The organism is Achromobacter sp. 1L-A-4-B-C2, assembly GCF_057291955.1.
Genome location: NZ_JBXAWP010000001.1, coordinates 891086 through 912914, shown reverse-complemented (window position 1 = coordinate 912914; position 21829 = coordinate 891086). Strand labels below are relative to the sequence as shown.

General features: G+C 66.4%; 18 protein-coding genes. 4 read left to right on the top strand and 14 right to left on the bottom strand.

The window, feature by feature from the left end:
- The first annotated feature begins 166 nt into the window (after window positions 1-166).
- Complete coding sequence (locus tag AC0Z35_RS04065) at window positions 167-1735, top strand: argininosuccinate lyase (protein ID WP_485131301.1); 1569 nt, start codon at window positions 167-169, stop codon at window positions 1733-1735.
- A 5-nt stretch (window positions 1736-1740) separates the two neighbouring features.
- Here the strand turns inward: AC0Z35_RS04065 and AC0Z35_RS04060 are convergent, their stop codons facing one another.
- A complete protein-coding gene (locus AC0Z35_RS04060) occupies window positions 1741-2643 on the bottom strand; it encodes a LysR family transcriptional regulator (RefSeq protein WP_485131302.1) in 903 nt (300 codons plus the stop codon).
- A 235-nt stretch (window positions 2644-2878) separates the two neighbouring features.
- Here AC0Z35_RS04060 and AC0Z35_RS04055 point away from each other — a divergent pair, with 235 nt between their 5' ends.
- Window positions 2879-4255, top strand: coding sequence for an MFS transporter (locus tag AC0Z35_RS04055; protein ID WP_485131303.1), 1377 nt, complete (start codon window positions 2879-2881; stop codon window positions 4253-4255).
- A gap of 23 nt (window positions 4256-4278) precedes the next feature.
- Here the strand turns inward: AC0Z35_RS04055 and AC0Z35_RS04050 are convergent, their stop codons facing one another.
- The 10 genes from AC0Z35_RS04050 to AC0Z35_RS04005 all read right to left on the bottom strand — a co-directional run bounded on the left by AC0Z35_RS04050 (window position 4279) and on the right by AC0Z35_RS04005 (window position 15780).
- Window positions 4279-5688 carry an NAD(P)/FAD-dependent oxidoreductase gene (locus AC0Z35_RS04050; protein ID WP_205571639.1) on the bottom strand — a complete coding sequence of 470 codons (1410 nt, stop codon included), beginning with the start codon at window positions 5686-5688 and terminating at the stop codon, window positions 4279-4281.
- Between the two features lie 169 nt (window positions 5689-5857).
- Window positions 5858-6220 carry a DUF805 domain-containing protein gene (locus AC0Z35_RS04045; protein WP_046806655.1) on the bottom strand — a complete coding sequence of 121 codons (363 nt, stop codon included), beginning with the start codon at window positions 6218-6220 and terminating at the stop codon, window positions 5858-5860.
- Window positions 6221-6371: 151 nt separating this feature from the next.
- Window positions 6372-7154 (bottom strand): cache domain-containing protein, encoded by a 783-nt coding sequence (locus tag AC0Z35_RS04040; protein ID WP_485131304.1) that lies wholly within the window; start codon window positions 7152-7154, stop codon window positions 6372-6374.
- Window positions 7155-7198: 44 nt separating this feature from the next.
- Window positions 7199-7945, bottom strand: a complete 747-nt coding sequence (locus AC0Z35_RS04035; protein WP_485131305.1) for a FadR/GntR family transcriptional regulator — start codon at window positions 7943-7945, stop codon at window positions 7199-7201.
- 44 nt (window positions 7946-7989) lie between these two features.
- Complete coding sequence (locus AC0Z35_RS04030) at window positions 7990-8784, bottom strand: nuclear transport factor 2 family protein (protein WP_046806652.1); 795 nt, start codon at window positions 8782-8784, stop codon at window positions 7990-7992.
- 13 nt (window positions 8785-8797) lie between these two features.
- The gene (locus AC0Z35_RS04025; protein WP_120157038.1) at window positions 8798-10228 is read right to left on the bottom strand and encodes a gamma-aminobutyraldehyde dehydrogenase; all 1431 of its coding nucleotides are present in this window, start codon (window positions 10226-10228) and stop codon (window positions 8798-8800) included.
- A 202-nt stretch (window positions 10229-10430) separates the two neighbouring features.
- Entirely contained in the window at window positions 10431-11396 is a 966-nt protein-coding gene (locus AC0Z35_RS04020; protein WP_485131306.1) for a Bug family tripartite tricarboxylate transporter substrate binding protein, read from the bottom strand.
- A gap of 125 nt (window positions 11397-11521) precedes the next feature.
- Window positions 11522-12769, bottom strand: coding sequence for a CaiB/BaiF CoA transferase family protein (locus tag AC0Z35_RS04015; RefSeq protein WP_485131307.1), 1248 nt, complete (start codon window positions 12767-12769; stop codon window positions 11522-11524).
- A gap of 163 nt (window positions 12770-12932) precedes the next feature.
- Window positions 12933-14114, bottom strand: coding sequence for an FAS1-like dehydratase domain-containing protein (locus AC0Z35_RS04010; protein ID WP_485131308.1), 1182 nt, complete (start codon window positions 14112-14114; stop codon window positions 12933-12935).
- 19 nt (window positions 14115-14133) lie between these two features.
- Window positions 14134-15780: an acetate--CoA ligase gene (locus tag AC0Z35_RS04005; RefSeq protein ID WP_485131309.1), complete on the bottom strand. Its 1647-nt coding sequence runs from the start codon at window positions 15778-15780 to the stop codon at window positions 14134-14136.
- Window positions 15781-15949: 169 nt separating this feature from the next.
- On the opposite strand from AC0Z35_RS04005, the gene AC0Z35_RS04000 reads away from it, so the two are divergent.
- Entirely contained in the window at window positions 15950-16750 is an 801-nt protein-coding gene (locus AC0Z35_RS04000) for an IclR family transcriptional regulator (RefSeq protein WP_104141841.1), read from the top strand.
- A 4-nt stretch (window positions 16751-16754) separates the two neighbouring features.
- Window positions 16755-17204 carry a PaaI family thioesterase gene (locus tag AC0Z35_RS03995; RefSeq protein WP_219991182.1) on the top strand — a complete coding sequence of 150 codons (450 nt, stop codon included), beginning with the start codon at window positions 16755-16757 and terminating at the stop codon, window positions 17202-17204.
- Between the two features lie 15 nt (window positions 17205-17219).
- Here the strand turns inward: AC0Z35_RS03995 and prpF are convergent, their stop codons facing one another.
- From prpF to AC0Z35_RS03980, 3 genes are read right to left on the bottom strand one after another with little or no spacing between them, the layout of a single operon-like run.
- Window positions 17220-18404: a 2-methylaconitate cis-trans isomerase PrpF gene (gene prpF, locus AC0Z35_RS03990; RefSeq protein ID WP_485131310.1), complete on the bottom strand. Its 1185-nt coding sequence runs from the start codon at window positions 18402-18404 to the stop codon at window positions 17220-17222.
- Window positions 18405-18454: 50 nt separating this feature from the next.
- On the bottom strand, window positions 18455-21073 hold the full coding sequence (gene acnD, locus AC0Z35_RS03985) for a Fe/S-dependent 2-methylisocitrate dehydratase AcnD (RefSeq protein ID WP_485131311.1): 2619 nt from the start codon (window positions 21071-21073) through the stop codon (window positions 18455-18457).
- Complete coding sequence (locus AC0Z35_RS03980; RefSeq protein ID WP_104141845.1) at window positions 21073-21783, bottom strand: GntR family transcriptional regulator; 711 nt, start codon at window positions 21781-21783, stop codon at window positions 21073-21075. Before AC0Z35_RS03980 ends, acnD begins: the two co-directional genes overlap by 1 nt.
- Window positions 21784-21829: the final 46 nt, after the last annotated feature.

The window sequence follows — 21829 nt, the reverse complement described above, 5'->3', positions numbered from 1 at the left end:
CGCGGGCGGCGCAATGATGCCGCCTGCGCCGGCGCCTGCCATGCCCCTGCCTGATCCATGGCAGGGGCATTTTTTTTGGGGCCGCCGCGCCTATCCGTGAAATCGCGGGTTTTCCAGCGCCGGGGTTTTCCATAAACTGACCGGCCCACCCCATAACGAGAACGCCATGAGACAGAGTCTTCCCACCCTGGGCGCCGCCCTGGTCCTTTCAGTGTGCGCGCAGGCCGCGCTGGCGCAAGCAGCCCCGGCCGCCGGTGGCGCCGCGCCTGCCACGGCGTCCGCCCCAGCCGTCGCCGCCCCGACGCCGCGCGACCCCTTCTTCTGGTTGGGAGAGATCAACAAGGCCACCACCGTCATCAACACCGATGAAGGCTTGTTGGACAAGGCCATGGCGCCGCGCCTGGCGGCAGGCGTGGCCAAGGTCATCAACGACGGCAACCAGCCGGGCGCCAAGCGTCCCGCTACCGTCATCACGTTCGAACCGCTGCTGATCAAGGCGGCCGGCGAAGACATCACCTTGCTGCACGCCGGCCGCTCCAGCCAGGACATGCACGCTACCTACCGCAGCGCCATCCTGCGTGACAAGCTGCTGGACCTGGCGGACCAGTTGAACAAGACATCGACCACGCTGGTGGAGCTGGCGGCCAAGCATGCCGGCACCGTCGTGCCGAACTACACCAATGGCGTTGCCGCGCAGCCCAACAGCTATGGGCACTACCTGCTGGGCCAGGCGGCCGGGCTGGCGCGCGATGCGCAGCGCATACGCGAGGCCTATGCCCGCATCGACCGGTCGCCGATGGGCACCACGGTGCTGAACGGCACCAGCTGGCCGCTGGACCGCAAGCGCATGGCGCAATACCTGGGCTTTGAAGCGCTGGTGGATAACGCGTACGACGCCTCGCAGATTTCGTCGATGGACCAGCCGGTGGAAGTGGCGTCGATTGTGACCAGCATCGCGCTGCGTACCGGTAACTTTGTTGAAGACGTCATGACGCAGTACGCGCAGTCGCGGCCTTGGATCCTGCTGGAAGAGGGCGGCGGCAACACCTACGTGTCCAGCGCCATGCCGCAAAAGCGCAACCCCGGGTTGCTGAACGACACGCGCAGCGATGCGTCCACCGCCATCACGCTGGCGATGGGCCCCGTGATCCAGACGCACAACATCACGCCCGGCATGAGCGACCCGAAAGACGTGAAGCAGAATTCAGCGATGGTCGATAGCGGCATTTCGGCGCTGAAGCGCTGGGACCGCGTGCTGCGCGCCATGGTCATCAGCCCCGACCGCGCGCTGGAAGAGTTGAACAGCGATTGGACGGCGTCGCAGGAATTGGCCGACGTGCTGATGCGCAAGTACAAGCTGCCGTTCCGCGACGGCCATCACTTTGCGTCCGAAGTGGTCAGCTACGCCAAGGCCAACAACATCAAGCCCTTGGACTTTCCGTATGACCAGGCGCGCCGCATTTACGCCGACGCGATGAAGGATTCCAAATACGGCAACGAGCTGCCCATGAGCGAAGCCGAGTTCCGCGCCACGCTGGACCCCGTGGCCATTGTGAAAAACCGCGCGACCATCGGCGGCCCGCAGCCGGCGGAAATGGAACGCATGGTGAAGGCCGCGCGCGAACAGCTGGCGGCGCAAGGAAAATGGATCAAGGACCGCCGCGATCACATCAACCAGTCGCTAGCCAGCTTGGACAAGGCGTTTGACGCGCTGGCGGCCAGCGCGGGCAAGTAGGCGCGCTATCCCGCGGTGTCCTGCTGGACGGCGTCCAGCAGGCAGCTCCGCAGCCAGCGGTGAGCGGCATCCGCATCCATGCGCGGATGCCACAGCATGGACACGGTGAAGGGTGGCATCGCGAAGGGCAGCGCGAAAGTGTGCATGCCGCTGCGCAGGCTGCCCGTGTGCCGCTCGGGTACGGTTGCGATCAGGTCTGACCCGCGCGCCAGCGCCAGCGCGGCCGAAAAGCCGCTCGCGCTGGTGGCGATGCTGCGTTCCCGCCCTGCGGTGGCCAATGCGGCGTCCACCGGCCCGCTGTCCCGGTTGCGCCGGGATATCTGAATGTGGCGCGCCTTGGCATAGCGGGCCAGTGTGATCTTGCTGGCTGCCAGCGGATGGCCCTTGCGCACCACGCCAACGAATCGATCTTGAAACAAGGCGCGTGTGCGCAGTTCGGGGCTGGCCGCGTCGCCGACCACGCCGGTTTCCAGGTCGACGTTGCCTTCGCGCAGTGGGGCGCTGTCCTTGTCGGTTTTCTGTACAAAGCGCAGCCGCACGCCAGGGGCTTCATGCGCGGTGCGCGCGAGCAGGCGCGCCCCGAAATTTTCGACGAAACCGTCGCTTGCGCGCAGCGTAAAGGTGCGCGTCAGCCGCGCCAGGTCAGGCTGCGCGGCGGGACGCAGCACCGCTTCCACCGCCTGCACCAGCCCATGAACATGGCCGCGCAGTTCCAGGGCGCGCGGCGTGGGCACCAGCCCGCGTCCGGCACGCACCAGCAGCGGGTCGCCGGTGGTGTCGCGTAGCCGCGCCAGGGCGCGGCTCATGGCGGACGGGCTCAGACGCAGGCGCCGCGCCGCGCGCGCCACGCTGCCTTCGTCCAGCAGCACGTCCAGCGTGATAAGCAGATTCAGATCGGGATGGGCCATGCGGCAAACGTAGCATGCCGCCGGGTGCTGCGGGAGTTTTGACATGGCGTCCGGTGCAGGTATTCAGTGCAAATGCTGCGTCTTCCGCTTGGTGTGGCGCACGCCTAGGATGTGCGTAAGGGCGCCGTGTTGGCGTCCCGCCTTTCTTGCAGGCCCGATCATGCCCACCACTCCTCCCGCAGTCCCTGTGCCGCCCCGACCTGCCCCCCGGTTGTTGGCGTGCCTGTCCTTATGCATGTTGCTGCCCGCGCTGGGCGCCAGCATTGCCAACGTGGCCTTGCCGACGCTGTCAGTGGCGTTGGATGCGCGCTTTCAGGACGTGCAGTGGATTGTGCTGGCCTACCTGCTGGCCATCACCACGCTGATTGTCAGCGTGGGGCGGCTGGGAGATCTGCTGGGACGGCGGCGGTTGATGTTGGCGGGAATCGGGCTGTTCACCGTGGGGTCGCTGGCCTGCGGCGCGTCGCTCGGCTTGGGCGGATTGATTGCGGCGCGCGCGGTGCAGGGCCTGGGTGCGGCGATCATGATGGCGCTGACCATGGCGTTCGCCAGCGCGTCCGTGGCCAAAGAGAAGACGGGTAGCGTCATGGGGCTGATGGGGACGATGTCGGCCATCGGTACCGCCTTGGGGCCGACGTTGGGCGGGCTGTTGATCGGGGCGTTTGGCTGGCCTTGGATTTTTCTGATCAACGTGCCGCTGGGCGTGTTGGCATTCGGGCTGGCGTGGGTTCATTTGCCCAAAGACGGCGCGCAAGGCGGCCCGATGCGCTCGCCGCACGCCGTGCCTTCAAGAGCACGCTTCGATGTGCCCGGCTCGGCGCTGTTGGCGTGCGGCATCGCCGCCTACGCATTGGCGATGACCGCCGGTGGCGGCTTCGGGGCCGCCAATGCCGCGCTGCTTGCTGCGGCGGCCATGGCCGGCGGGGCGTTCGTGTGGCGTCAAGCTCGGGCAGCGTCCCCGCTTATCCAACTGTCGCTGTTTCGCCAACCCGCGTTAAGCGCGGGCGTGGCGACGAACGGGTTGGTGTCTACCGTGATGATGACGACGCTGGTCGTGGGGCCGTTCTACCTGGGCGGCGCGTTGGGCCTGGGCACCGCGGGGGTAGGCCTGGTGATGTCGTGCGGCCCTGTCGTCGCGGCGCTGGTGGGGGTGCCGGCCGGGCGGGCGGTGGATCGGTTTGGCGCGCAACGCGTGATGCTGGCCGGCTTGGTGGCGATGACCGCCGGCGCGGCGGTGCTGCCGTGGGTGCCGGCCGCCTTTGGCATTGCGGGGTACGTGGCGCCGCTGGCCGTGATCACCAGCGGCTATGCGCTGTTTCAGGCCGCCAACAGCAGCGCCGTCATGGGCAGCGCGCAGGCGGATCAGCGCGGGGCGGTGTCGGGCGTCTTGAACTTGTCGCGCAACCTGGGGTTCATTACGGGCGCGTCGTTGATGGGCGCCGTGTTTGCGTGGGGCGCCGGCAGTGTCGACCTGCGGTTCGCGTCGCCCGCCGCGTTGGCGGCGGGCATGCGGTGGACCTATGCGCTGGCCGTGGTGCTGCTGTGGGTGGCGGTAACGGTAGCGATCATGGGCCGCGACCGCGCGCGGTCTGCCGCCTGGACCGGGGCCTGATCGGCAGGCGCCAGGACGCGCGGCTAGAACGACACCATGTCGGCCGGGTTCAGGATGCCCATCACACCCAGCGCACCCTTGATCAGCGGGATGGCCACGGGCGACAAGTGGCGTCCCAGCGGGATGCCCGCATGGTCAAAGCGCGTCAGCATGGCGTAGTCGGTGTTGCGGCCGGTGACGTCATCGCTGATGGCGCGGCCGATGCGCACCGTTTGCGCCACGCCGTGGCCGCTCCAGCCGTGCACCATGTACACGGGCACATCGCCCGCGCTCTTGCGGCTGTCGGTCGCGCCGTTCAGCGTCAGGTCGCTGATGCCGCTCCAGGAATATTCCAGCGCCGGGTTTTCCAATTGCGGGAACACGGTCTTGATGCGATCCAGCAGGTAGTTGTTGACGTCGCGCGGCGACCACGAGTTACCGGTGCCCTGGCCTCCGAACAGCAGCCGGTTGTTGCGCACCGGCCGGTAGTAGTCGATTTGCAGCTGCGTGTCGTAGATGGGCAGGCCGGACGGGATCAGCGCGTTCAGCGTATCGCCCAGCGGCGGGGTAACGGCCACGTAGGTGAAGAACGGCACGGTGGTTGAGCTACCCGGCATGAACTGGAAGGTGGCGCTGTGCACCGCCAGCACCACGGCGCGGCGTGCCTTGATGGCGCCTTGCGCCGTGGTCACGCGCGTATTGCCCGGCGATTCGTCGATGGCTTGCGCGGCGGTGTTGTCGTAGACGCGGCCGCCCAGTTTGACGAAGGCGTGGATCAGACCTCGCAGCAGCGCCAAGGGCTGCACCTGGCCGCCGCCGCTGTCGATGGCCGCGCCGAAATAGATGTCGGACTTCACGTACTGTTCTTTCAGTTCATGCCGGCCGATGATCTTGACGGCGTCGTCGCCCAGCCGCCGACGCGCGTCGGCATTTTCAACCAGCGCGCCCATATGGCCCGCATGCACCGCCGCCGTGACGTGGCCGCGCTTGCGGTCGCAGTCGAAGCCGTAGCGCTCGCGCAGGCCGTCCACCGTTTCCATGGCTTCGACCGAGGCAAAGCGCCACAGCCGCCGCGCGTCGTCCAACGGCAGGTTGTCCAGCATCGTGCCCGCTTCCCAGCGCGCCAGGCCCGGTGTCATCTGGCCGCCGTTACGGCCCGATGCGCCCGAACCGATATGGTCTTTTTCGATCAGCACCACGTCGACGCCGGCTTCGGCCAGGTGCAAGGCGGTGGACGCGCCCAGCAGGCCGCCTCCGATGACGACCACTTCGCAGTCCACATCGCCCGGCAGCGGGCCGAAGGCGGGCCACTCGGACAGCGAGGCCTCGTAGTAGTTGGCGGGCATGGGGTCGGTGGGTTTGGCGTCGTGCCGCCAGTTCCAGATGCGCGGATCAATGCCCAGCCGAGTGGGTATCGGCTGGGCATCGTGCAGCAATTGGGCGGGCGGCAGCATGGTGTCGCGGGGCGGCACACTGGCGTAGGCGGTGGTCAAGGCGTGCGAGGTCGCGGGCCACAAGCCCAGTGCGCCGACGGCGGTGGCCGTCGTTGTGGCCGCCGCTGTCTTGAGGATGAATTCGCGTCGATTCAATGTCATGTCGATGTTCCTGGAATCGGAAAAGGGCTCAGGCCGTGGGGGCCGGGCCGAAGCGGTTGCGGCCGGGGGCGCCGGCGGGCAGCATGAAGGGCTGCAACAGCAGCGTGCCGATGACGGGCACGGCATGCAGCAAGCCCCACCAGCCGCTGCGGCCCGTGTCGTGCAGGCGGCGGATGGTGACGGCCAGCGCGGGCAGCAGCGTCAGCAGCAGAAAGCCCGCCGTGTACCAGCCAAACAGGATTTCAGGGTTGGCGATGGCCAGCGCGCGTTCCACCGCCGAGATCGCCAACACGGCCATCAGCTGGAACAGCACGAAGTACCAATATTCGCGACGCCGTGCGCGGCCTTGGAAGACGGCGTAGTGTTTGAGGGCTTGCAGATACCACTTCATGGGGGGTCTCCTGGTTTGTAAAGATGTGCGCCATCCGCGCCGGGCGTGAGCGCGGGCGGCGCCATCGGCGCGCGGGGGCGCCAAGGGATTGAAAAGAATTAAGGGAAGGGGCGTGGGCGCGGGCGGGCGTCGTGCCGGCGCGTCGGACCCCTCAGCTGCCGGGGCTGTGCGCCAGTCCGGGCAGGCTGGGCTGGCCGGCGTGGCCGCCCGCCGCGTGTGATGGCGGGGCGGGCAGCACCGCCAGGCGTAGCGCGCCGCGGGCGCCGATAAGGCGGTCACCGTGTTGCGGCTGCCACAGGCTGCCGGTGCGAATGCGGTGGGCGGTGGACATGACCACGCGCGAATCCGCGTTCAGCACCAACGCGGGCTTGCCGATGCGCCGCAACGCGGGCAGCAGCATGCGGTCCAGCGTGGAGACCAGAACATCCACGGCGGCCACGCCGGCGAACGCCTGGCGGACCAGCACGGGGTGCGCGGCGGTGATGGTGTAGGCGCCGTTGCAGATGTAGTCCACGTAGGGGCCTTCGATAACGGGAAGATGGCGGCGCGCGGGCTGGTCGAACCAGGCGAACGCGCGAAAATCCAGCCGCCGCCGGGTTTCCTGATTGCGTTCCAGGGGCACGTGTTGCAGGGAGCGCCCCTCTTGCTGCCACCATTCCAGCGTCCAGTAGCCGTCATCGGTGTCGGCATGCGCTTCAAAGCTGGCGAAGCCCGCGCCGTTGCACCAGGGGTTCAGTTGCAGCGCCACCTGGATGTGGGTTTGCAGCGCGCGGCGATGGTCCGCCGACAGCCGCAGGCCGCTACCGGGCGTCGGGGTCTGGCCCGACAGAATCTGCGCGGCGGCCTCGGCCAGCGCGGCGGCGGTGTTCCGGGCGTCGTTCACGACGCAGTCCAGAATGCCGTGGGCCCGGTCGATATGCGCGTCTTCGTTCATCTGCCGTCTCCTGTAGCCAAGGTTGCCGCCGGCGTTCAGCGGCCCTAGGTCTGTTGTGGCGGCGGCGCCGTGGCGTCCAACCGCAGTTTGTGTTCAAGCAGGTGGTCCGTCTGCGTGCTGATCATGTCCAGGGCAAGCGCGCTGCCGGCAAGATCGTCGCCCGCTTGCAGCGCCGCTTGCAGCCGGCGATATGCCGCCACCATCTCGGCGTGCACCGACCCGTGCGGATACAACGCGGCAACCAGCGGCGCCCATTCCGCCTGGATTTCAAGCTCTTGGTTGGCCAGCCGCGCCGACTGCGCGTGCGTGGCCAGCAGCAGCAGGCAACGCATGTCCGCCTGCGCGCGCGCCTGCGCCGCCTTAGCCGCTTCGAACTGGTCGATCTCTTGCGCCAGGCGCCGGTGATCGTCAGCCGTTGAACGCCGCGCGGCCAGCTTGGCGCTGTGGCCGATCACGGCGCAATGCAGCTCGCCCAGGTCGGCCAGATCGCCCGGCGTGGCCAGGCGCAGCGGATGGCGGTCGTGCATCATCTGCGCCGGCACGGGGCACACGAAGCTGCCCCCATTGCGCCCGCGCCGGGTGTCGATCAGCTGGCGCGCGCGCAAGGTGTTCAGGGCCTCGCGCACGGTTACGGGCGACACGCCCATCAGGCGCGACAACTCGTTCTCGTTGGGCAGCTGCTCGTCGGGATGCAGCAGGCCGGCGACGATCGCGTTGCTGAGGCGTTCGACGACCTGCTCCGAGCGCGTGCCTTGGCCAATCGGTGCATAGACGATGGCGTGGGCGGTCATGGGGGGCTCCGGCGCGAATGGAAAACGTGCATCATGCCACGGCGCTAGAAGATGCCGTGGCGATGCAGCGCCTGGCTGTCGTCGGGCACGGGCGCGATGGCATCCCAGAGTTCGACGACCTTGCCGTCTTGCACGCGCCACAGTTCAAAGTAGGCGTGGCGCTGGTCGGCGATGCTGCCCTCGGAATGCGTCAGCACGAAGTCGCCTTCGGCCACGCAGCGATGGATGCGGCTGTATTGCAGGCCCTGGCCGGATTCGCGCAGCTGGTTCAGAAAGCCGATGACGGCTGCCGTGCCGTCGGCAATGTCCGGGCTGTGCTGGTGGAAGGCTTCGCCGTTGCAGTTGTCGATGAACGCTTGATAGTCGCCTTCGATCAGGGCGCGCGTGAAAAAGCCCAGCACCAGCGCTCGGTTTTCATCGACGTCCTGGTCGGCGCGCGGTTGCGTCGGGCCGTCCAGCTGGGTGCGGCCACTGGCGTTGGGCGGCGCTTCGGGCACCAGGCCATCCCAATGCTCGACGATGCGGTTGTCGGCCACGCGATAGATGTCAAAGCCGACCAGCGGCTGTTCGCCCAGGCCGGTGTAGCGGCCGTGGATGGCGACCAGGTCGCCGTCCACCAGCACGCGGTGGGCCTCGTGCTTCAGGTCGGGATGTTCCTGGACCAGCATGAACAGGCCGTCCAGCCCGTTTTTGACCAAGGGGGAATGCTCGATGAAGCGCGGCGAGAAATAGCGTTCCAGCGCGCCGGTGTCGCGCAGCGTGAACAATTCATGGTGCGCGCGGGCAACGCGTTCGCGCAGCGCATCGGCTTGGGTGGTGGGCGTGTGTTGGGTGCTCATGATGTTTCCCCGGTCAGTCGTGCGCGCTCATCACGTGCTTGACGCGCGTGTATTCCTCGAAGCCATAGGCGGACAAGTCCTTGCCATAGCCCGACCGCTTGAAGCCGCCGTGCGGGGCTTCGGCGGTCAGCGGAATGTGCGTGTTGATCCATACCGTGCCGAAGTCCAGCTCGCGCGACAGGCGCTGCGCACGGCCGTGATCGCGTGTCCAGACGCTGGCGGCCAGGCCGTATTCCACGTCGTTGGCCATGGCGATGGCCTGCTCTTCGCCAGCAAACTTCTGCACCGTAATGACGGGGCCGAAGACTTCGGTCTGGATGGCTTCGTCCTGCTGTTGCAGGCCGGTGATGACGGTGGGTTCGAAGTAGTACCCGGCGCGCGCGGCCTGGCGGCCGCCGGTTTCAACGCGGGCGTGGGCAGGCAGGCGGGTGATGAAGCCCTGCACGCGTTCCAGCTGCGCGGCATTGTTCAGCGGACCGTACAGCGCCTCCTGATCGTCGGGGTCGCCAAAGCGGGTGTCGATAGCCGCGGCCACCAGCTTGGTGACGAACGCGTCGTGCACGGATTCAGCCACGATGACGCGGGTGGCGGCGGTGCAATCCTGCCCCGCATTGAAGAAGCCCGTCAGCGCAATGTGTTGCGCGGCGCGATCCAGGTCGGTGTCTTCAAAGACGACGACCGGCGCCTTGCCGCCTAGTTCCAGATGTGCGCGGGTCAGGTTGGCGGCGGCGGACGCGGCCACTTGCAGGCCGGCTCGCACTGAACCGGTGATGGACACCAGCGCGGGGGTCTTGTGCGACACCACCTTGGCGCCCGTGGCGGCATTGCCCAGCACCACGTTGAACGCGCCGGCGGGGAAGAACGGCGCGGCCAGTTCGGCCAGCAGCAAGGTGCTTTCGGGCGTGGTGTCGCTGGGCTTGAGCACCACCGTGTTACCCGCTGCCAGGGCCGGCGCGATCTTCCAGACGGCCATCATCAGGGGATAGTTCCAGGGGGTGACCTGGCCCACCACGCCCAGCGGTTCGCGGCGGATGCTGGACGTCAAACCTTCCATGTATTCGCCCGTGGCCTTGCCCTCCAGAAAGCGCGCGGCGCCGGCAAAGAAACGGATCTGGTCGACGCAGACCGCGACTTCTTCAGAGGCGATCAGGTGCTTGAGCTGGCCGGTGTTGCGGCTTTGGGCCTCGACCAGGCGGTCGCTGTTGGCCTGGACGGCGTCGGCCAATTTCAATAACGCCTGCTGGCGCGCGGACGGTGTGCTGCGGCCCCAGATCTTGAAGGCTGCGCTGGCGGCGGCGTAGGCGGCATCGACGTCGGCGGCGTTGGCGTTGGGAGAGCGGGCGATAGGCTGGGCGGTGACCGGGCTGATCAGGTCGAAGTATTCAGAGCCCGTGGATTCGGCGTACTGGCCGTTGATGAAATGCTTGAGGGTGGGCAGCGCCATGGTTTGTCTCCCGGAGGGTTGTTCTGGTTTGGGTTTTCTAGCGGGTGGGCCAGCACATTGGCTGACGGGTGGGCTAGCGATAGTTATATTCTCTGAGGTTATAGGTATTTATTCTGCTGGGGTTAACCCTGGATGCGAGCCCCATGCAAAACGCCCGGGCGCGAGGCCCGGGCGTGGGGGTCAAAGCAAATGCGGTGAGCGGCTATTCCGCTTTCAGTCCGGCCTGGATGATCAGCGGTTGCCACTTCAGCCGTTCGCTACGCGCAAAGGCTTCCAGTTCAGCGGGCGTGCCGCCGCCGGGCTCGTGGCCAAGTTCCAGCAGGCGTTGGCGCACCTCGGGCTGCGCCAACGCCTTGGCAAGTTCCGCGTTCAACTTCTGCACCACGGCGGGCGGCGTGCCCTTGGGGGCGTACAGGCCGTTCCACGCAATCACCTGGAAGTCGGGCAGGCCCTGCGCCGACACCGGCTTTACGCCCGGCAACAAGGCGGATTCCTTCAGCGACGTGACGGCCAACGCGCGCAGCTTGCCGCTGGTAATGAACGAGCGCGCGGCGCTGACGGTGTCGATGCCCAGCTGCACCTGGCCGCCCATCAGGTCCGTGGTGGCGGTTGCCGAACCCTTGTACGGAATGCCTCGGATGCTGGCCACGCCTTGTTGCTTGAGCAATTCGAACACCAGCCGCGCCGTGGTGCTGGGCATGCCGACATTGATGCTGTCGGCCTTGGACTTCGCGGCGTCTTGCAGGTCGGACAGGCTGTTGTAGGGCGAGCCGGGCGCGGTCAGCAACACCATCGGAAACGAGCTGACCAGCATGATGGGCGCGAAGTCTTTCGCGGGGTCGAAATTGGTGGACGCATAGATGTACTGATTCAGCACGTGCGTGCCGTTGGTGCCCATCAGCAAGGTGTAGCCGTCGGGGGCGGCGCGAGCCGCTTCGGACGCGCCGATGTTGCCGCCCGCGCCCGGCCGGTTTTCGACGATGAACGGCTGGCCCATGCTGCGCGCCAGATACTCGCCTAGATACCGGGCGGCCACGTCGGTGCCCTGTCCCGCCTGGTAGGGCACGATGATGCGCACCGGCTTTGAGGGATAGCTGTCCGCGGCCGACACCGGCTGTGTGAACAGAACGGATGCCGCCAGCGCGGCGATCATGCGTAAGGGTTTCATGGTGGTCTCCTGGATTTTTTTATAGGGTCGTGATGCCGCGGACGCGGCTGCTGCCGTTGCCGCGGTGCTGCTGCTGCTGCTGCTGCTGCTGCTGCTGCTGCTGCTGCCGTCGTTGCTGTTGCCTGCTATCGCTTGCGCGCGGGTCCGAGCGGCAAGACGCCGTCTTCCCGCAAGCCGGCGATGTGCGTGTCGTCATACCCCGCTTGCCGCAAGACTTCATCGGTGTGTTGCCCAAAGCCGGGCGGGGGGCGGCCGATGCGCGTGGGCGCTTCGGACAAGCGCGTGGCCGGACCAATGCCTTGATAGCCGTCGCGCGACACGCGCATGCCGCGATGCACCGCGTGCGCCTGTTCAAACGCTTCGGGCACGCTGTTGATGGGGCCGGCCGGCACGCCCAGCCGCATCAGGTCGTGGCAGAAATCGGCACGCGTGCGGTGGGCCAGCGCTTGCTCGATGGCGGCGCGCAAGGCGTCGCGGTGGTCCAGCCGCTGGCGGTTGGTGGCAAAGCGCGCGTCTTCCAGCAAGGCGCCCAACCCGGCGTAATCGCAGAATTTGCGGAACTGGCGGTCGTTCACCACACCCAGAAAAATCTCGCCGTCGCGGCATGCAAACCGGTCGTATGGCGCGATATTCGGATGCGCGCTGCCCATCAACGCGGGCGTCTGGCCCGTGTGCATCCAGTTGGCCGCGTGCGGCACCAGCAGGCTTAACGCGGTGTCGAACAAGGTCACGTCCACGCGCTGGCCCTGGCCCGTGCGTGCGCGGTGGTACAGCGCCAGCAAGATGCCCGACTGCGCGGTGTAGCCGGTCAGGTGGTCGACGATGGGGATGCCGATGCGCGTCGGGCCGCCGGCCGCGTCACCGTTCACGCTCATCAAGCCGCACATGGCTTGCAGGATGGCGTCGTAGCCGGGCATGCCGCCCAGCGGGCCGTCTTCGCCAAAGCCTGAAATGGCGCAATAGATCAGCTGGGGAAAGCGCGGCTTCAAATCTGTTTCGTAATCCAGGCCCCACTTGGCCATGGTGCCGGGCAAGAAATTTTCGACCAGCACATCGGCCTCTTGCAGCAGGCGCAGCAGCACGTCGCGACCGCCAGGTAAGGACAAGTCCAGGCCAATGGCGCGCTTGCCTCGGTTGACGGCGGTGAAGTAGGCCGCGTCGCCGTCCGCGTTGACGGGCGGGCCTAGCGCTCGGGTTTCGTCGCCGCCTGGCGGCTCGACCTTGATGACGCTGGCGCCCTGGTCGGACAACATCTGCGTGCAGAGCGGCCCGGCCAGCACCCTGGATAGATCGATGACCCGAATGCCTTCCAGCGCGCCAGCGGCGCGGGCGGGCGGGGCGTGTGCAGCATGCTCCGATGAACCAGACATCATTGACCTCGGTTTGGTCATGTCGGACGCGCGGGCGGCAAACCCGCGCGCGATCATGGTAAGCAGCGGCGGCCGGTCAGCCGTCGGAAATCAGGCGGCGGGGCGCGCGCTGCGCCCGCGCCGCCCATGCATCATGCAGTCATGAGGGCCATGTGCGCGATACGGCTTACGCACGGGTGGGCAATTCAACCACGCCCGAGCCCAGCACGGACAACTCATCGTCCTGGTTGCGCGCTTCCTGTTCGATTTCCACCAGGTGCCGGCCGTCTTCCAAGTACTTGCGCTTGACGCGGCCCTTGAAGAACAGCATGTCGCCCTCGGGGTTGTGGCGGCGAATCTTGCACGTGGACTTGCGCAGGAAGCCGTCATCGCCCATCCAGTTCGTCAGGTGATGCGTCAACCACGAATTGCGTTCGGGACCGTAGTCGTAGGCGCCCGGCGCGCCCACTTCCAGCGCGAATTCCTCTTCCCAGTGCACGCGTTCCGGCACGTCGGGAATGCCGAAGCGGTTGGTGATGCCCACGCCCGGGTGCGCGTCAATCAGTTGCCAGGCCAGCTTGTTGGCGCGGATGTACAGGCCGCCCCAGCCTTGCGCGTAGGCAATGAAGCCGGTCACCGTCATGGGGCCCTTGAACATCACGGGCAGTTCTTCGCCTTCCTTCACGTCTTCCCAGTAACGGGGCGTGGCGCCGCGCACTGCTTCCTGCGCGTACAGCTTGTACGCTTCCTTGATTTCTTCAGGGCTGTAGCGGCGCGGTTCGCGGGCGCGCACTTCCTTGTACTTGCTGCCTTGTTCGCGGGCGTGGTCGCGTTCGGTGCGAAAGCACCAGCTGTCGGCCTCGGCCACCTTGTCGCCGTCCTGGTTGAAGAAGTCCACGTGATAGATCTGTTGCACGGCGCGGCCGGCAAAGCGCGTCTGGTGTTCAACCAGGTCTTTGAGGTGCGCTTCGGTCGAGATCACGTCGTTGCGCTTGACGGTCTTGTGCCAGGTCCAGTCGGCCCCTGACCACATGGCGTGCACGCCGGGCAGGCCACCCACGTAGCCCGACACGATGCGGCTGGTGGAAAACAAAAAGCTGGGCAAAGCGATGATGCCGCCATGCTGCGTCTTGGCGGCGTAGTCGGGGTCCGACCACAACGGGTTGTCATCGCCGATGCCGTGCGCGTAGTGGCGGATGTTGTCGCGCGTGGCTTCGTAGCACCACGGTTCGGCGGTGGCGCCGATCTTCACGCCGATCCGCGCGCGCAGTTCGTCCAGGCCGCGCTCGGTGATCTTCGGGAAGCTGCGTTCGGTCTTCGTGGGGGCCTGGGCTTGGGGCTGCACTTGCGGTTTGGTTTCGGTCAGCATGATGTCTCCTGGGGATGGGTCATACGTGCGCGGCGGGCGCGGCGGGTGTTTTGTTGGTGGGGGTGTTGGTGGAGCCGTCGGTAGGGGTGTCAGGGGAGGTGGCGGCGTTGATGTTCGCGGAGGGCGCGGCAAGTTCCTGTTCGCGCAGTTTGCGGCGATGAATCTTCCCGGCTGGCGTCTTGGGCAGCTCAGGCACAAACACCACCTGGCGCGGATATTCGTGTTGCGCCAATTGGCTGCGCACGGTGTTCTGGATTTCTTCCACGAAGGCGTCGTCACCCGGCCGGGCCGACACCACGAACGCCTTGACGACCTGGCCGCGCAGCGCGTCGGGCACGCCGATGGCGGCGGCTTCGGTGACGTCGCGGTGTTTCAGGATGGCGTCTTCGATTTCAACGGCGCTCATCGTCCACCCGGCGGAAATGATGACGTCGTCGGCGCGGCCGCCATGCCAGAAATAGCCGTCTTCGTCGACGCGGCCCAAGTCCTTGGTGGCTACCCAGGCGTCGCGTCGCCACAGTTTCAGTTCGCCCGTCACCCCGGGCGGGCAGGGCGCGCCGTTGGCATCCTGCACCTGGACGCGCAGGCCGGGCACGGGCTTGCCCAGCGATCCCGCCTTGACGGTGAAGTCTGGCGCGCCCGGGTAGTTCACCAGGCACACGCCGATTTCCGTCGTGCCGTACATGCTGCACACCGGGCGTCCAAAGGTTGCCAGGACAAAGGCAGAGGTCTCGCTGTCGATGGGTTCGCCGGTAAAAGACACCTTGTCTATCTGGTAGCGATATTGGCCCGCCGCGCCAGAGTTGCGCATCATCCGGTAATGCGTGGCGGCCGCCGAGATGTTGTTGAACGCGTGGTCCTGCAAGGCTTGCAGCAGGCGTTCGGCGTTGAACTTGCCGGCATAGGCGCCGATGGTCACGCCCATCGCCAGGGGCGCGAGCGTGCCGTGCCACAGGCCATGCCCCCACGCCGGCGATGACGGGCACATGTAGCGGTCGCCGGGGCGCACGCCGGTGCCGTACAGCGCGGCCAGCATCAACGTGACCAGCGCGCGATGCGTGTGGCGCACGGCGTCGGGCAGTTCGCGGGTGGTGCCCGATGTGTACTGGAAGATGGCCAGGTCATCGGCTTGCGTGTTGCAGTCGTATTGCGCGGGGAAGCGGTCCAGCGATGCCAGGAATGCGTCGTCCGCGATCACCACGCGCATGTCGTCGGCGGCCGGCACCATCGGCGCCTTGTCGGCGTTGGTGACCAGCATGCGCGGCTGGCAATCCTGCACGCGCAGCCGGATGCCGTCCGGCCCAAACAGGGTGAACAGCGGCACCGCGATCGCGCCGCGTTTCATGGCGCCGAACATGGCCACATAGAACGCCAGCGACGGTTCCAGCATGACGGCCACGCGGTCGCCGGCGCCGATGCCCTGATCCGCCAGGTAGTGCGCAAAGCGCGAGGACGCCTGGGCGATCTGTTGGAAGCTGAAGGTTTCATCAGCGCCGGTTGCACGCACCAGGATGATCGCGGGCTGGTCCTTGTGCGCGTGCCGGTCGATGCATTCGTGCGCAATGTTCATGCGGTCGCGGTTGCCATCGAACAACTCCCAAAGCTTCTCGGAAGTGCAAAGCGCCTGCGCGTCGGCGTATGAGGTGGTCTGCGTCAGCATCGTCATGTCGTCGTACCTGTGTGGGTCTGGCAAGCCGTTGAAGCGACTATGCGCGCGGGCTTTTAAATTGTCAATGACGTTTATCGATTGTATATAGACAATTACGGGCGGCAATTAAGGGACGCGTTTTGTCCCGCGCAAGGTATGCTTGCCGCAATAAAAACCGGAGAGCCCGATGAGTGAAGCCAGTTCCCAGGAATCCACCGCCGCAGCGGGGCCGCGCGTGCGCCCCGTGCCGGCGGTAACGCGGTCAATCGCCATCTTGCGATTGCTGGGCCGTGGCGGCGAGGCCATGACCTTGAAGGCCATCTCGCAGGAGCTGGGCATGGTCACCAGCACCTGCCTGCACATACTTCGTGTGCTGGTGGAAGAAGGCTTGGTGAAGGTCGACACCGGCACCAAGCGCTACAGCCTGGGCGTGGGCATGTTGACCCTGGCGCGCAGCGTGATCGAAAGCAGCCCCTTCCCGGCGTTGGTGCAGCCGGTGCTGGACAAGCTGTCCAGCAGCGCGAACGTCACGGCCATCGGCGTCGAAGTGGCGGGCAGCGAACACATGGTGGTGCTGGCGCTGTCGCGCTCGACCGCGCCCTTCCGTCTGCACGTGGACGTGGGCAGCCGCTTCCCCGCGCTGATCAGCGCAACGGGCCGTTTGGTGGCCGCGTTTTCAGACCTCTCGGACAAAGAACTGGAACGCCGATTCAAGGCGTTGCGCTGGGATCAGGCGCCCGCCTATGCGGAGTGGAAAGCCGACATCGACGCGGTGCGGCGCGAGGGCTATAGCCTGGATCGCAACCACTACATCAACGGCGTCGTCGTCATCGCCGTGCCCGTGCTCGACAGCCACAAGCGCATGACGCATTCCCTGGTGGCCGCGGGCCTGGCCGAACAACTGGACGACGCCCGCGCGCACGCGCTGGCCAAGGAATTGCAAGCGGAAGCGCACACGCTGTCGCAACTGCTGTCCACACGGAGCTGACGCCATGTCGCACCCCGCCAATCCCGAATCCCTTGCCGCCGATGGCTGGCACCGCAAATCACTACCCGGCTTCGCCGGACTGATCGGCCCCTTGTGGGTGCGCAAGGAAGGGCAGGCGTGGGCCTACGGACTCTTGGCCACCGAGAACCACCTGAACCCGGCAGGCGTCGTACACGGCGGCTTGTTGACCGCGCTGCTGGACCACGGCTTAAGCGCCATCGCCTGGCAAGCCCTGGACCGCCGCGCGTGCGTCACGGTGCAACTGGACACGCACTTCCTGGCGGCGGCACGCGCGGGACAGTTCCTGGAAGTGCGCGGAGACGTCCTGCGCGCCACGTCCAGCCTGGTGTTCATGCGGGGGGAGCTAAGCGTCGCCGGGCAGGTGCTGGCGACGGGGGCGGCGGTGTTGAAAGTGCTGGACCCAGGCCCAGGCGCGAAGCCCGCGCCTGCCTGATTGCGCCGCCCCGCCTTAGAACCCGATTCGCGGCACGTGCACGCGGCCTTCCATCAGCACGCGCGCGCTGCGACTCATGATGGCCTTGGTGACCTTCCATTCGCCGTCAACCAACTGCGCTTGTGCGCCTACGCGCAGCGTGCCGGAGGGGTGGCCGAAGTTGACGTTGTCGCGTTCGGTGCCGCCGGCGGCCAGGTTGACCAGCGTGCCGGGTACCGCCGCGGCCGTTGCGATGGCGACGGATGCCGTGCCCATCATCGCGTGGTGCAGCTTGCCCATGGACAGCGCGCGCACCAGCACGTCGATCTTGTCGGCCTCGATCTGCTTGCCGCTGGATGAGACGTAGGCCTTGGGCGGCGCCACGAATGCGACCTTCGGCGTGTGCTGGCGGCTGGCGGCCTCTTCCAGTTTTTCGATCAGGCCCATGCGCAGCGCCCCATGCGCGCGAATGGTTTCGAAGCGGGCCAGGGCGGCCGCGTCGCTGTTGATGTCGTCTTGCAATTCCGTGCCGGTATAGCCCAGCGCAGCCGCTTCCAGGAAGATGGTCGGGATGCCGGAATTGATCATCGTGGCCTTGAACGTGCCCACGCCCGGCACTTCCAGGTCGTCCACCAGATTGCCCGTGGGGAACATCGAGCCGCCGTCGCCGTCTTCGGCCGGGTCCATGAATTCCAGGCGCAGTTCGGCGGCGGGAAAGGTCACGCCGTCCAGTTCGAAGTCGCCGGTTTCCTGCACCGCGCCGTCCGTCATGGGCACGTGAGCGATGATGGTTTTCTTGATGTTGGCCTGCCAGATGCGCACCACCGCCACGCCGTTGTCCGGCACGCGCGCCGGGTCGACCAGGCCGTTGGTGATGGCGAAGGGGCCGACGGCCGCCGACAGGTTGCCGCAGTTGCCGCTCCAGTCCACGAACGGCTGGTCAATGGAGACCTGGCCGAACAGGTAGTCCACGTCGTGATCCGGCTGCGTGCTTTTGCCGACGATGACGGTCTTGCTGGTGCTGGAGGTGGCCGCACCCATGCCGTCGATCTGCTTGCCGTAGGGGTCGGGGCTGCCGATCACGCGTAGCAGCAACGCGTCGCGCGCCGGGCCGGGCACGCGCGCGGATTCGGGCAGGTCGTCAAGCTTGAAGAACACGCCTTTGCTGGTGCCACCGCGCATGTAGGTGGCGGTAATTTTGGTCTGAGGAGCATGAGCCATGGGGATGTCCTGGTGTCTGTGAGGGTCAGGGCGGCGGTGCGCAGCCCGGTTTAGCCGGCCTTCTTGGTGTCGCCCGCAACGGATTCGGCTTCCAGGAAGTCCTGCGCAAAGCGTTGCAGCACGCCGCCGGCTTCGTAGATGGACACTTCTTCCGCGGTGTCCAGACGGCACGTCACCGGCACCTGCACGGTCTGGCCATCGCGGCGATGGATCACCAGCGTCAGGTCCGCCCGCGGTTGGCGTTCGCCGATCACGTCATAGCTTTCGGTGCCGTCCAGCGCCAAGGTCTTGCGGTTCACGCCCGGCTTGAATTCCAGCGGCAAGACGCCCATGCCGATCAGGTTGGTGCGGTGGATGCGTTCAAAGCCTTCGGCCACGATGGCTTCCACGCCCGCCAGCCGCACGCCCTTGGCCGCCCAGTCGCGCGACGAGCCCTGGCCGTAATCGGCACCCGCCACGATGATCAGCGGCTGCTTGCGATGCATGTACGTTTCGATGGCTTCCCACATGCGCATCTCGCGGCCTTCGGGCTCTACGCGCGCCAGCGATCCCTGCTTCACCGTGCCGTCTTCGTTGGTCACCATCTCGTTAAAGAGCTTGGGGTTGGCGAAGGTGGCGCGCTGCGCGGTCAGGTGGTCGCCGCGATGGGTGGCGTAAGAGTTGAAGTCCTCTTCGGGCAGGCCCATCTTGTGCAGGTATTCGCCGGCCGCGCTGTCCATCAGGATGGCGTTGGACGGCGACAGGTGGTCGGTGGTGATGTTGTCGCCCAGCAGCGCCAGCGGCAGCATGCCGCGCAGCGTGCGCTCGCCGGCCAGCGCGCCTTCCCAGTACGGCGGACGGCGAATGTAGGTACTTTGCGGGCGCCAATCGTACAAGGGGCTGACGCCCGCTTTACGGTCTTCCTGAATGCCGAACATCGGCGCGTACACCTTGCGGAACTGCTCGGGCTTGACCGCCGTCTTGACCATGGCGTCGATCTCTTCGTCGCTGGGCCAGATGTCTTTCAGGCGAATCTCCTTGCCGTTGCCATCCACGCCCAGCACATCGCGTTCGATATCAAAGCGGATGGTGCCGGCAATCGCATAGGCCACCACCAGCGGAGGCGACGCCAGGAACGCTTGCTTGGCGTACGGATGGATGCGGCCGTCGAAGTTGCGGTTGCCGGACAGCACGGCTGTGGAATACAGATCGCGGTCGATGATTTCTTGCTGGATGACCGGGTCCAACGCGCCCGACATGCCGTTGCACGTGGTACAGGCGAAGGCGACGACGCCGAAGCCCAGCGCTTCCAGATCCGGCAACAGCCCGGCTTCCTCAAGGTACAGCTGCACCGCCTTGGAGCCGGGCGCCAGCGAGCTCTTCACCCACGGCTTGCGGGCAAGGCCGGCGCGGCGCGCATTGCGTGCCAACAGGCCGGCGGCAATCACGTTGCGCGGGTTGCTGGTGTTGGTGCAGCTGGTGATGGCGGCAATGATGACGGCGCCGTCGGGCATCAAGCCCGGTGCGTTTTCGACCACGCCGGAAATACCACGTTCGGCCAGGTCCGAGACGGGCAGGCGGCGGTGCGGATTGGACGGGCCGGCCAGCGTGCGCACGACCGTCGACAGGTCAAAGCGCAGCACGCGTTCGTATTCGGCGGTCGCCAGGCTGTCGGACCACAGGCCCGCCGTCTTGGCGTAGGTTTCCACCAGCGCAATCTGTTCGTCTTCGCGGCCGGTCAGGCGCAGGTAGTCGATGGTCTGCTGATCAATCGAGAACATGGCGGCGGTGGCGCCGTATTCAGGAGCCATGTTCGAAATGGTGGCGCGGTCGCCCAAGGTCAGGCTGGCGGCGCCTTCGCCGAAGAACTCCAGATATGCGCCCACCACTTTTTCTTTGCGCAGGAACTCGGTCAGCGTCAGCACCACGTCGGTGGCGGTGATGCCCGGCTGCGCGCGGCCGGTAAGTTCCACGCCGATGATGTCCGGCAGGCGCATCCACGAGGCGCGGCCCAGCATCACGTTTTCGGCTTCCAGCCCGCCCACGCCGATGGCGATCACGCCCAACGCATCCACGTGCGGCGTGTGGCTGTCGGTGCCCACCAGCGTGTCCGGGAACGCCACGCCGTCCTGCGTGTAGATAACGGGCGACATCCGTTCCAGGTTGATCTGGTGCATGATGCCGTTGCCCGGCGGCACCACTTCGATGTTGCGAAAGGCCTGCTTGGTCCAGTCGATGAAATGGAAGCGGTCTTCGTTGCGGCGGTCTTCCACCGCGCGGTTGCGGGCAAAGGCGTCGGGGTCGGTGCCGTCAAATTCCACCGCCAGCGAGTGGTCCACGATCAACTGCACCGGCACCACCGGGTTGACCTTGGCCGGGTCGCCGCCTTTTTCAGCGATGGCGTCGCGCAGGCCCGCCAGGTCCACCAGCGCGGTCTGGCCCAGGATGTCATGGCACACCACACGCGCGGGAAACCACGGAAAGTCCAAGTCGCGGCGACGCTCGATCAGTTGCTTGAGCGCATCCGTCAACATCGCCGGGTCACAGCGGCGCACCAGGTTTTCGGCCAGCACGCGCGACGTGTACGGCAGGCCAGCGTAGGCGCCGGGCGCAATGGCTTCAACGGCGGCGCGCGCATCGAAATAATCCAGGCGGGTGCCGGGCAGGGTCTTGCGGTACGAATGGTTCATCATGCCTCCGTGCGCGTCAGCGTGCTTTGCGCGATCTGTTGTTCGATGTTGATACGTGACGCGCGGATATGGCGGCGCATCAGGATTTCAGCCAGCTCGCCGTCGCGGTCTGCGATGGCGTCAAGAATGCGGTGGTGTTCGGCATAGGCCTGCCGGGGGCGGTTGGGCGTGGTCGAATACTGGATGCGGTACATGCGCGCCAGTTGGTAGAGCTCGTCGCACAGCATGCGAAACAGCATCTGGTTGCCGCTGCCCTTGACGATGCGGTAGTGGAAATCGTAATCGCCTTCCTGCTGGTAGTAACCCACGCCGGCTTGAAAAGCGGCATCGCGTTCGTGGGCGTGCAGTACCTCGCGCAGCTCGGCGATTTCAGACGGCGGCATGCGTTCGGCGGCCAGCCGGCATGCGGTGCCTTCCAGCGATTCGCGAATCTCATACAGCTCGGACAATTCCTGCTGCGACAAGGAGACCACCCGCGCGCCCGCATGCGGCACGCGCACCAGCAGCTTCTGGCCTTCCAGGCGATGCAGCGCTTCACGCAGCGGCCCACGGCTGACGCCATGGATACGCGCAAGTTCGGGTTCGGAAATCTTGCTGCCCGGGGCGATCTCGCCCTTGACGATGGCCGCCTGGATCTTCTTGAAGATGTGATCCGACAGCGTCTCGCCGTCCCCGGGCGCCGCGCCTGGCAGCGTCAGCACTTTGCTCATAGTGTCAACAATATGTCCGAATTGCGGGGTGAATATCGGGATAAAG

Coding starts and splice junctions, on each gene's coding strand:
- AC0Z35_RS04035 (WP_485131305.1), bottom strand. CDS start 7,945: ATGACCGCCCACGCCATCGTCTATGCACCGATTGGCCAAGGCACGCGC.
- AC0Z35_RS04020 (WP_485131306.1), bottom strand. CDS start 11,396: ATGAAACCCTTACGCATGATCGCCGCGCTGGCGGCATCCGTTCTGTTC.
- prpF (WP_485131310.1), bottom strand. CDS start 18,404: ATGGCTCATGCTCCTCAGACCAAAATTACCGCCACCTACATGCGCGGT.
- AC0Z35_RS04055 (WP_485131303.1), top strand. CDS start 2,879: ATGTTGCTGCCCGCGCTGGGCGCCAGCATTGCCAACGTGGCCTTGCCG.
- AC0Z35_RS04045 (WP_046806655.1), bottom strand. CDS start 6,220: ATGAAGTGGTATCTGCAAGCCCTCAAACACTACGCCGTCTTCCAAGGC.
- AC0Z35_RS04030 (WP_046806652.1), bottom strand. CDS start 8,784: ATGAGCACCCAACACACGCCCACCACCCAAGCCGATGCGCTGCGCGAA.
- AC0Z35_RS04025 (WP_120157038.1), bottom strand. CDS start 10,228: ATGGCGCTGCCCACCCTCAAGCATTTCATCAACGGCCAGTACGCCGAA.
- AC0Z35_RS04010 (WP_485131308.1), bottom strand. CDS start 14,114: ATGCTGACCGAAACCAAACCGCAAGTGCAGCCCCAAGCCCAGGCCCCC.
- AC0Z35_RS03980 (WP_104141845.1), bottom strand. CDS start 21,783: ATGAGCAAAGTGCTGACGCTGCCAGGCGCGGCGCCCGGGGACGGCGAG.
- AC0Z35_RS04040 (WP_485131304.1), bottom strand. CDS start 7,154: ATGAACGAAGACGCGCATATCGACCGGGCCCACGGCATTCTGGACTGC.
- AC0Z35_RS04015 (WP_485131307.1), bottom strand. CDS start 12,769: ATGATGTCTGGTTCATCGGAGCATGCTGCACACGCCCCGCCCGCCCGC.
- AC0Z35_RS03995 (WP_219991182.1), top strand. CDS start 16,755: ATGTCGCACCCCGCCAATCCCGAATCCCTTGCCGCCGATGGCTGGCAC.
- AC0Z35_RS04050 (WP_205571639.1), bottom strand. CDS start 5,688: ATGCTGCCGCCCGCCCAATTGCTGCACGATGCCCAGCCGATACCCACT.
- AC0Z35_RS04060 (WP_485131302.1), bottom strand. CDS start 2,643: ATGGCCCATCCCGATCTGAATCTGCTTATCACGCTGGACGTGCTGCTG.
- AC0Z35_RS04000 (WP_104141841.1), top strand. CDS start 15,950: ATGAGTGAAGCCAGTTCCCAGGAATCCACCGCCGCAGCGGGGCCGCGC.
- AC0Z35_RS04005 (WP_485131309.1), bottom strand. CDS start 15,780: ATGACGATGCTGACGCAGACCACCTCATACGCCGACGCGCAGGCGCTT.
- acnD (WP_485131311.1), bottom strand. CDS start 21,073: ATGAACCATTCGTACCGCAAGACCCTGCCCGGCACCCGCCTGGATTAT.
- AC0Z35_RS04065 (WP_485131301.1), top strand. CDS start 167: ATGAGACAGAGTCTTCCCACCCTGGGCGCCGCCCTGGTCCTTTCAGTG.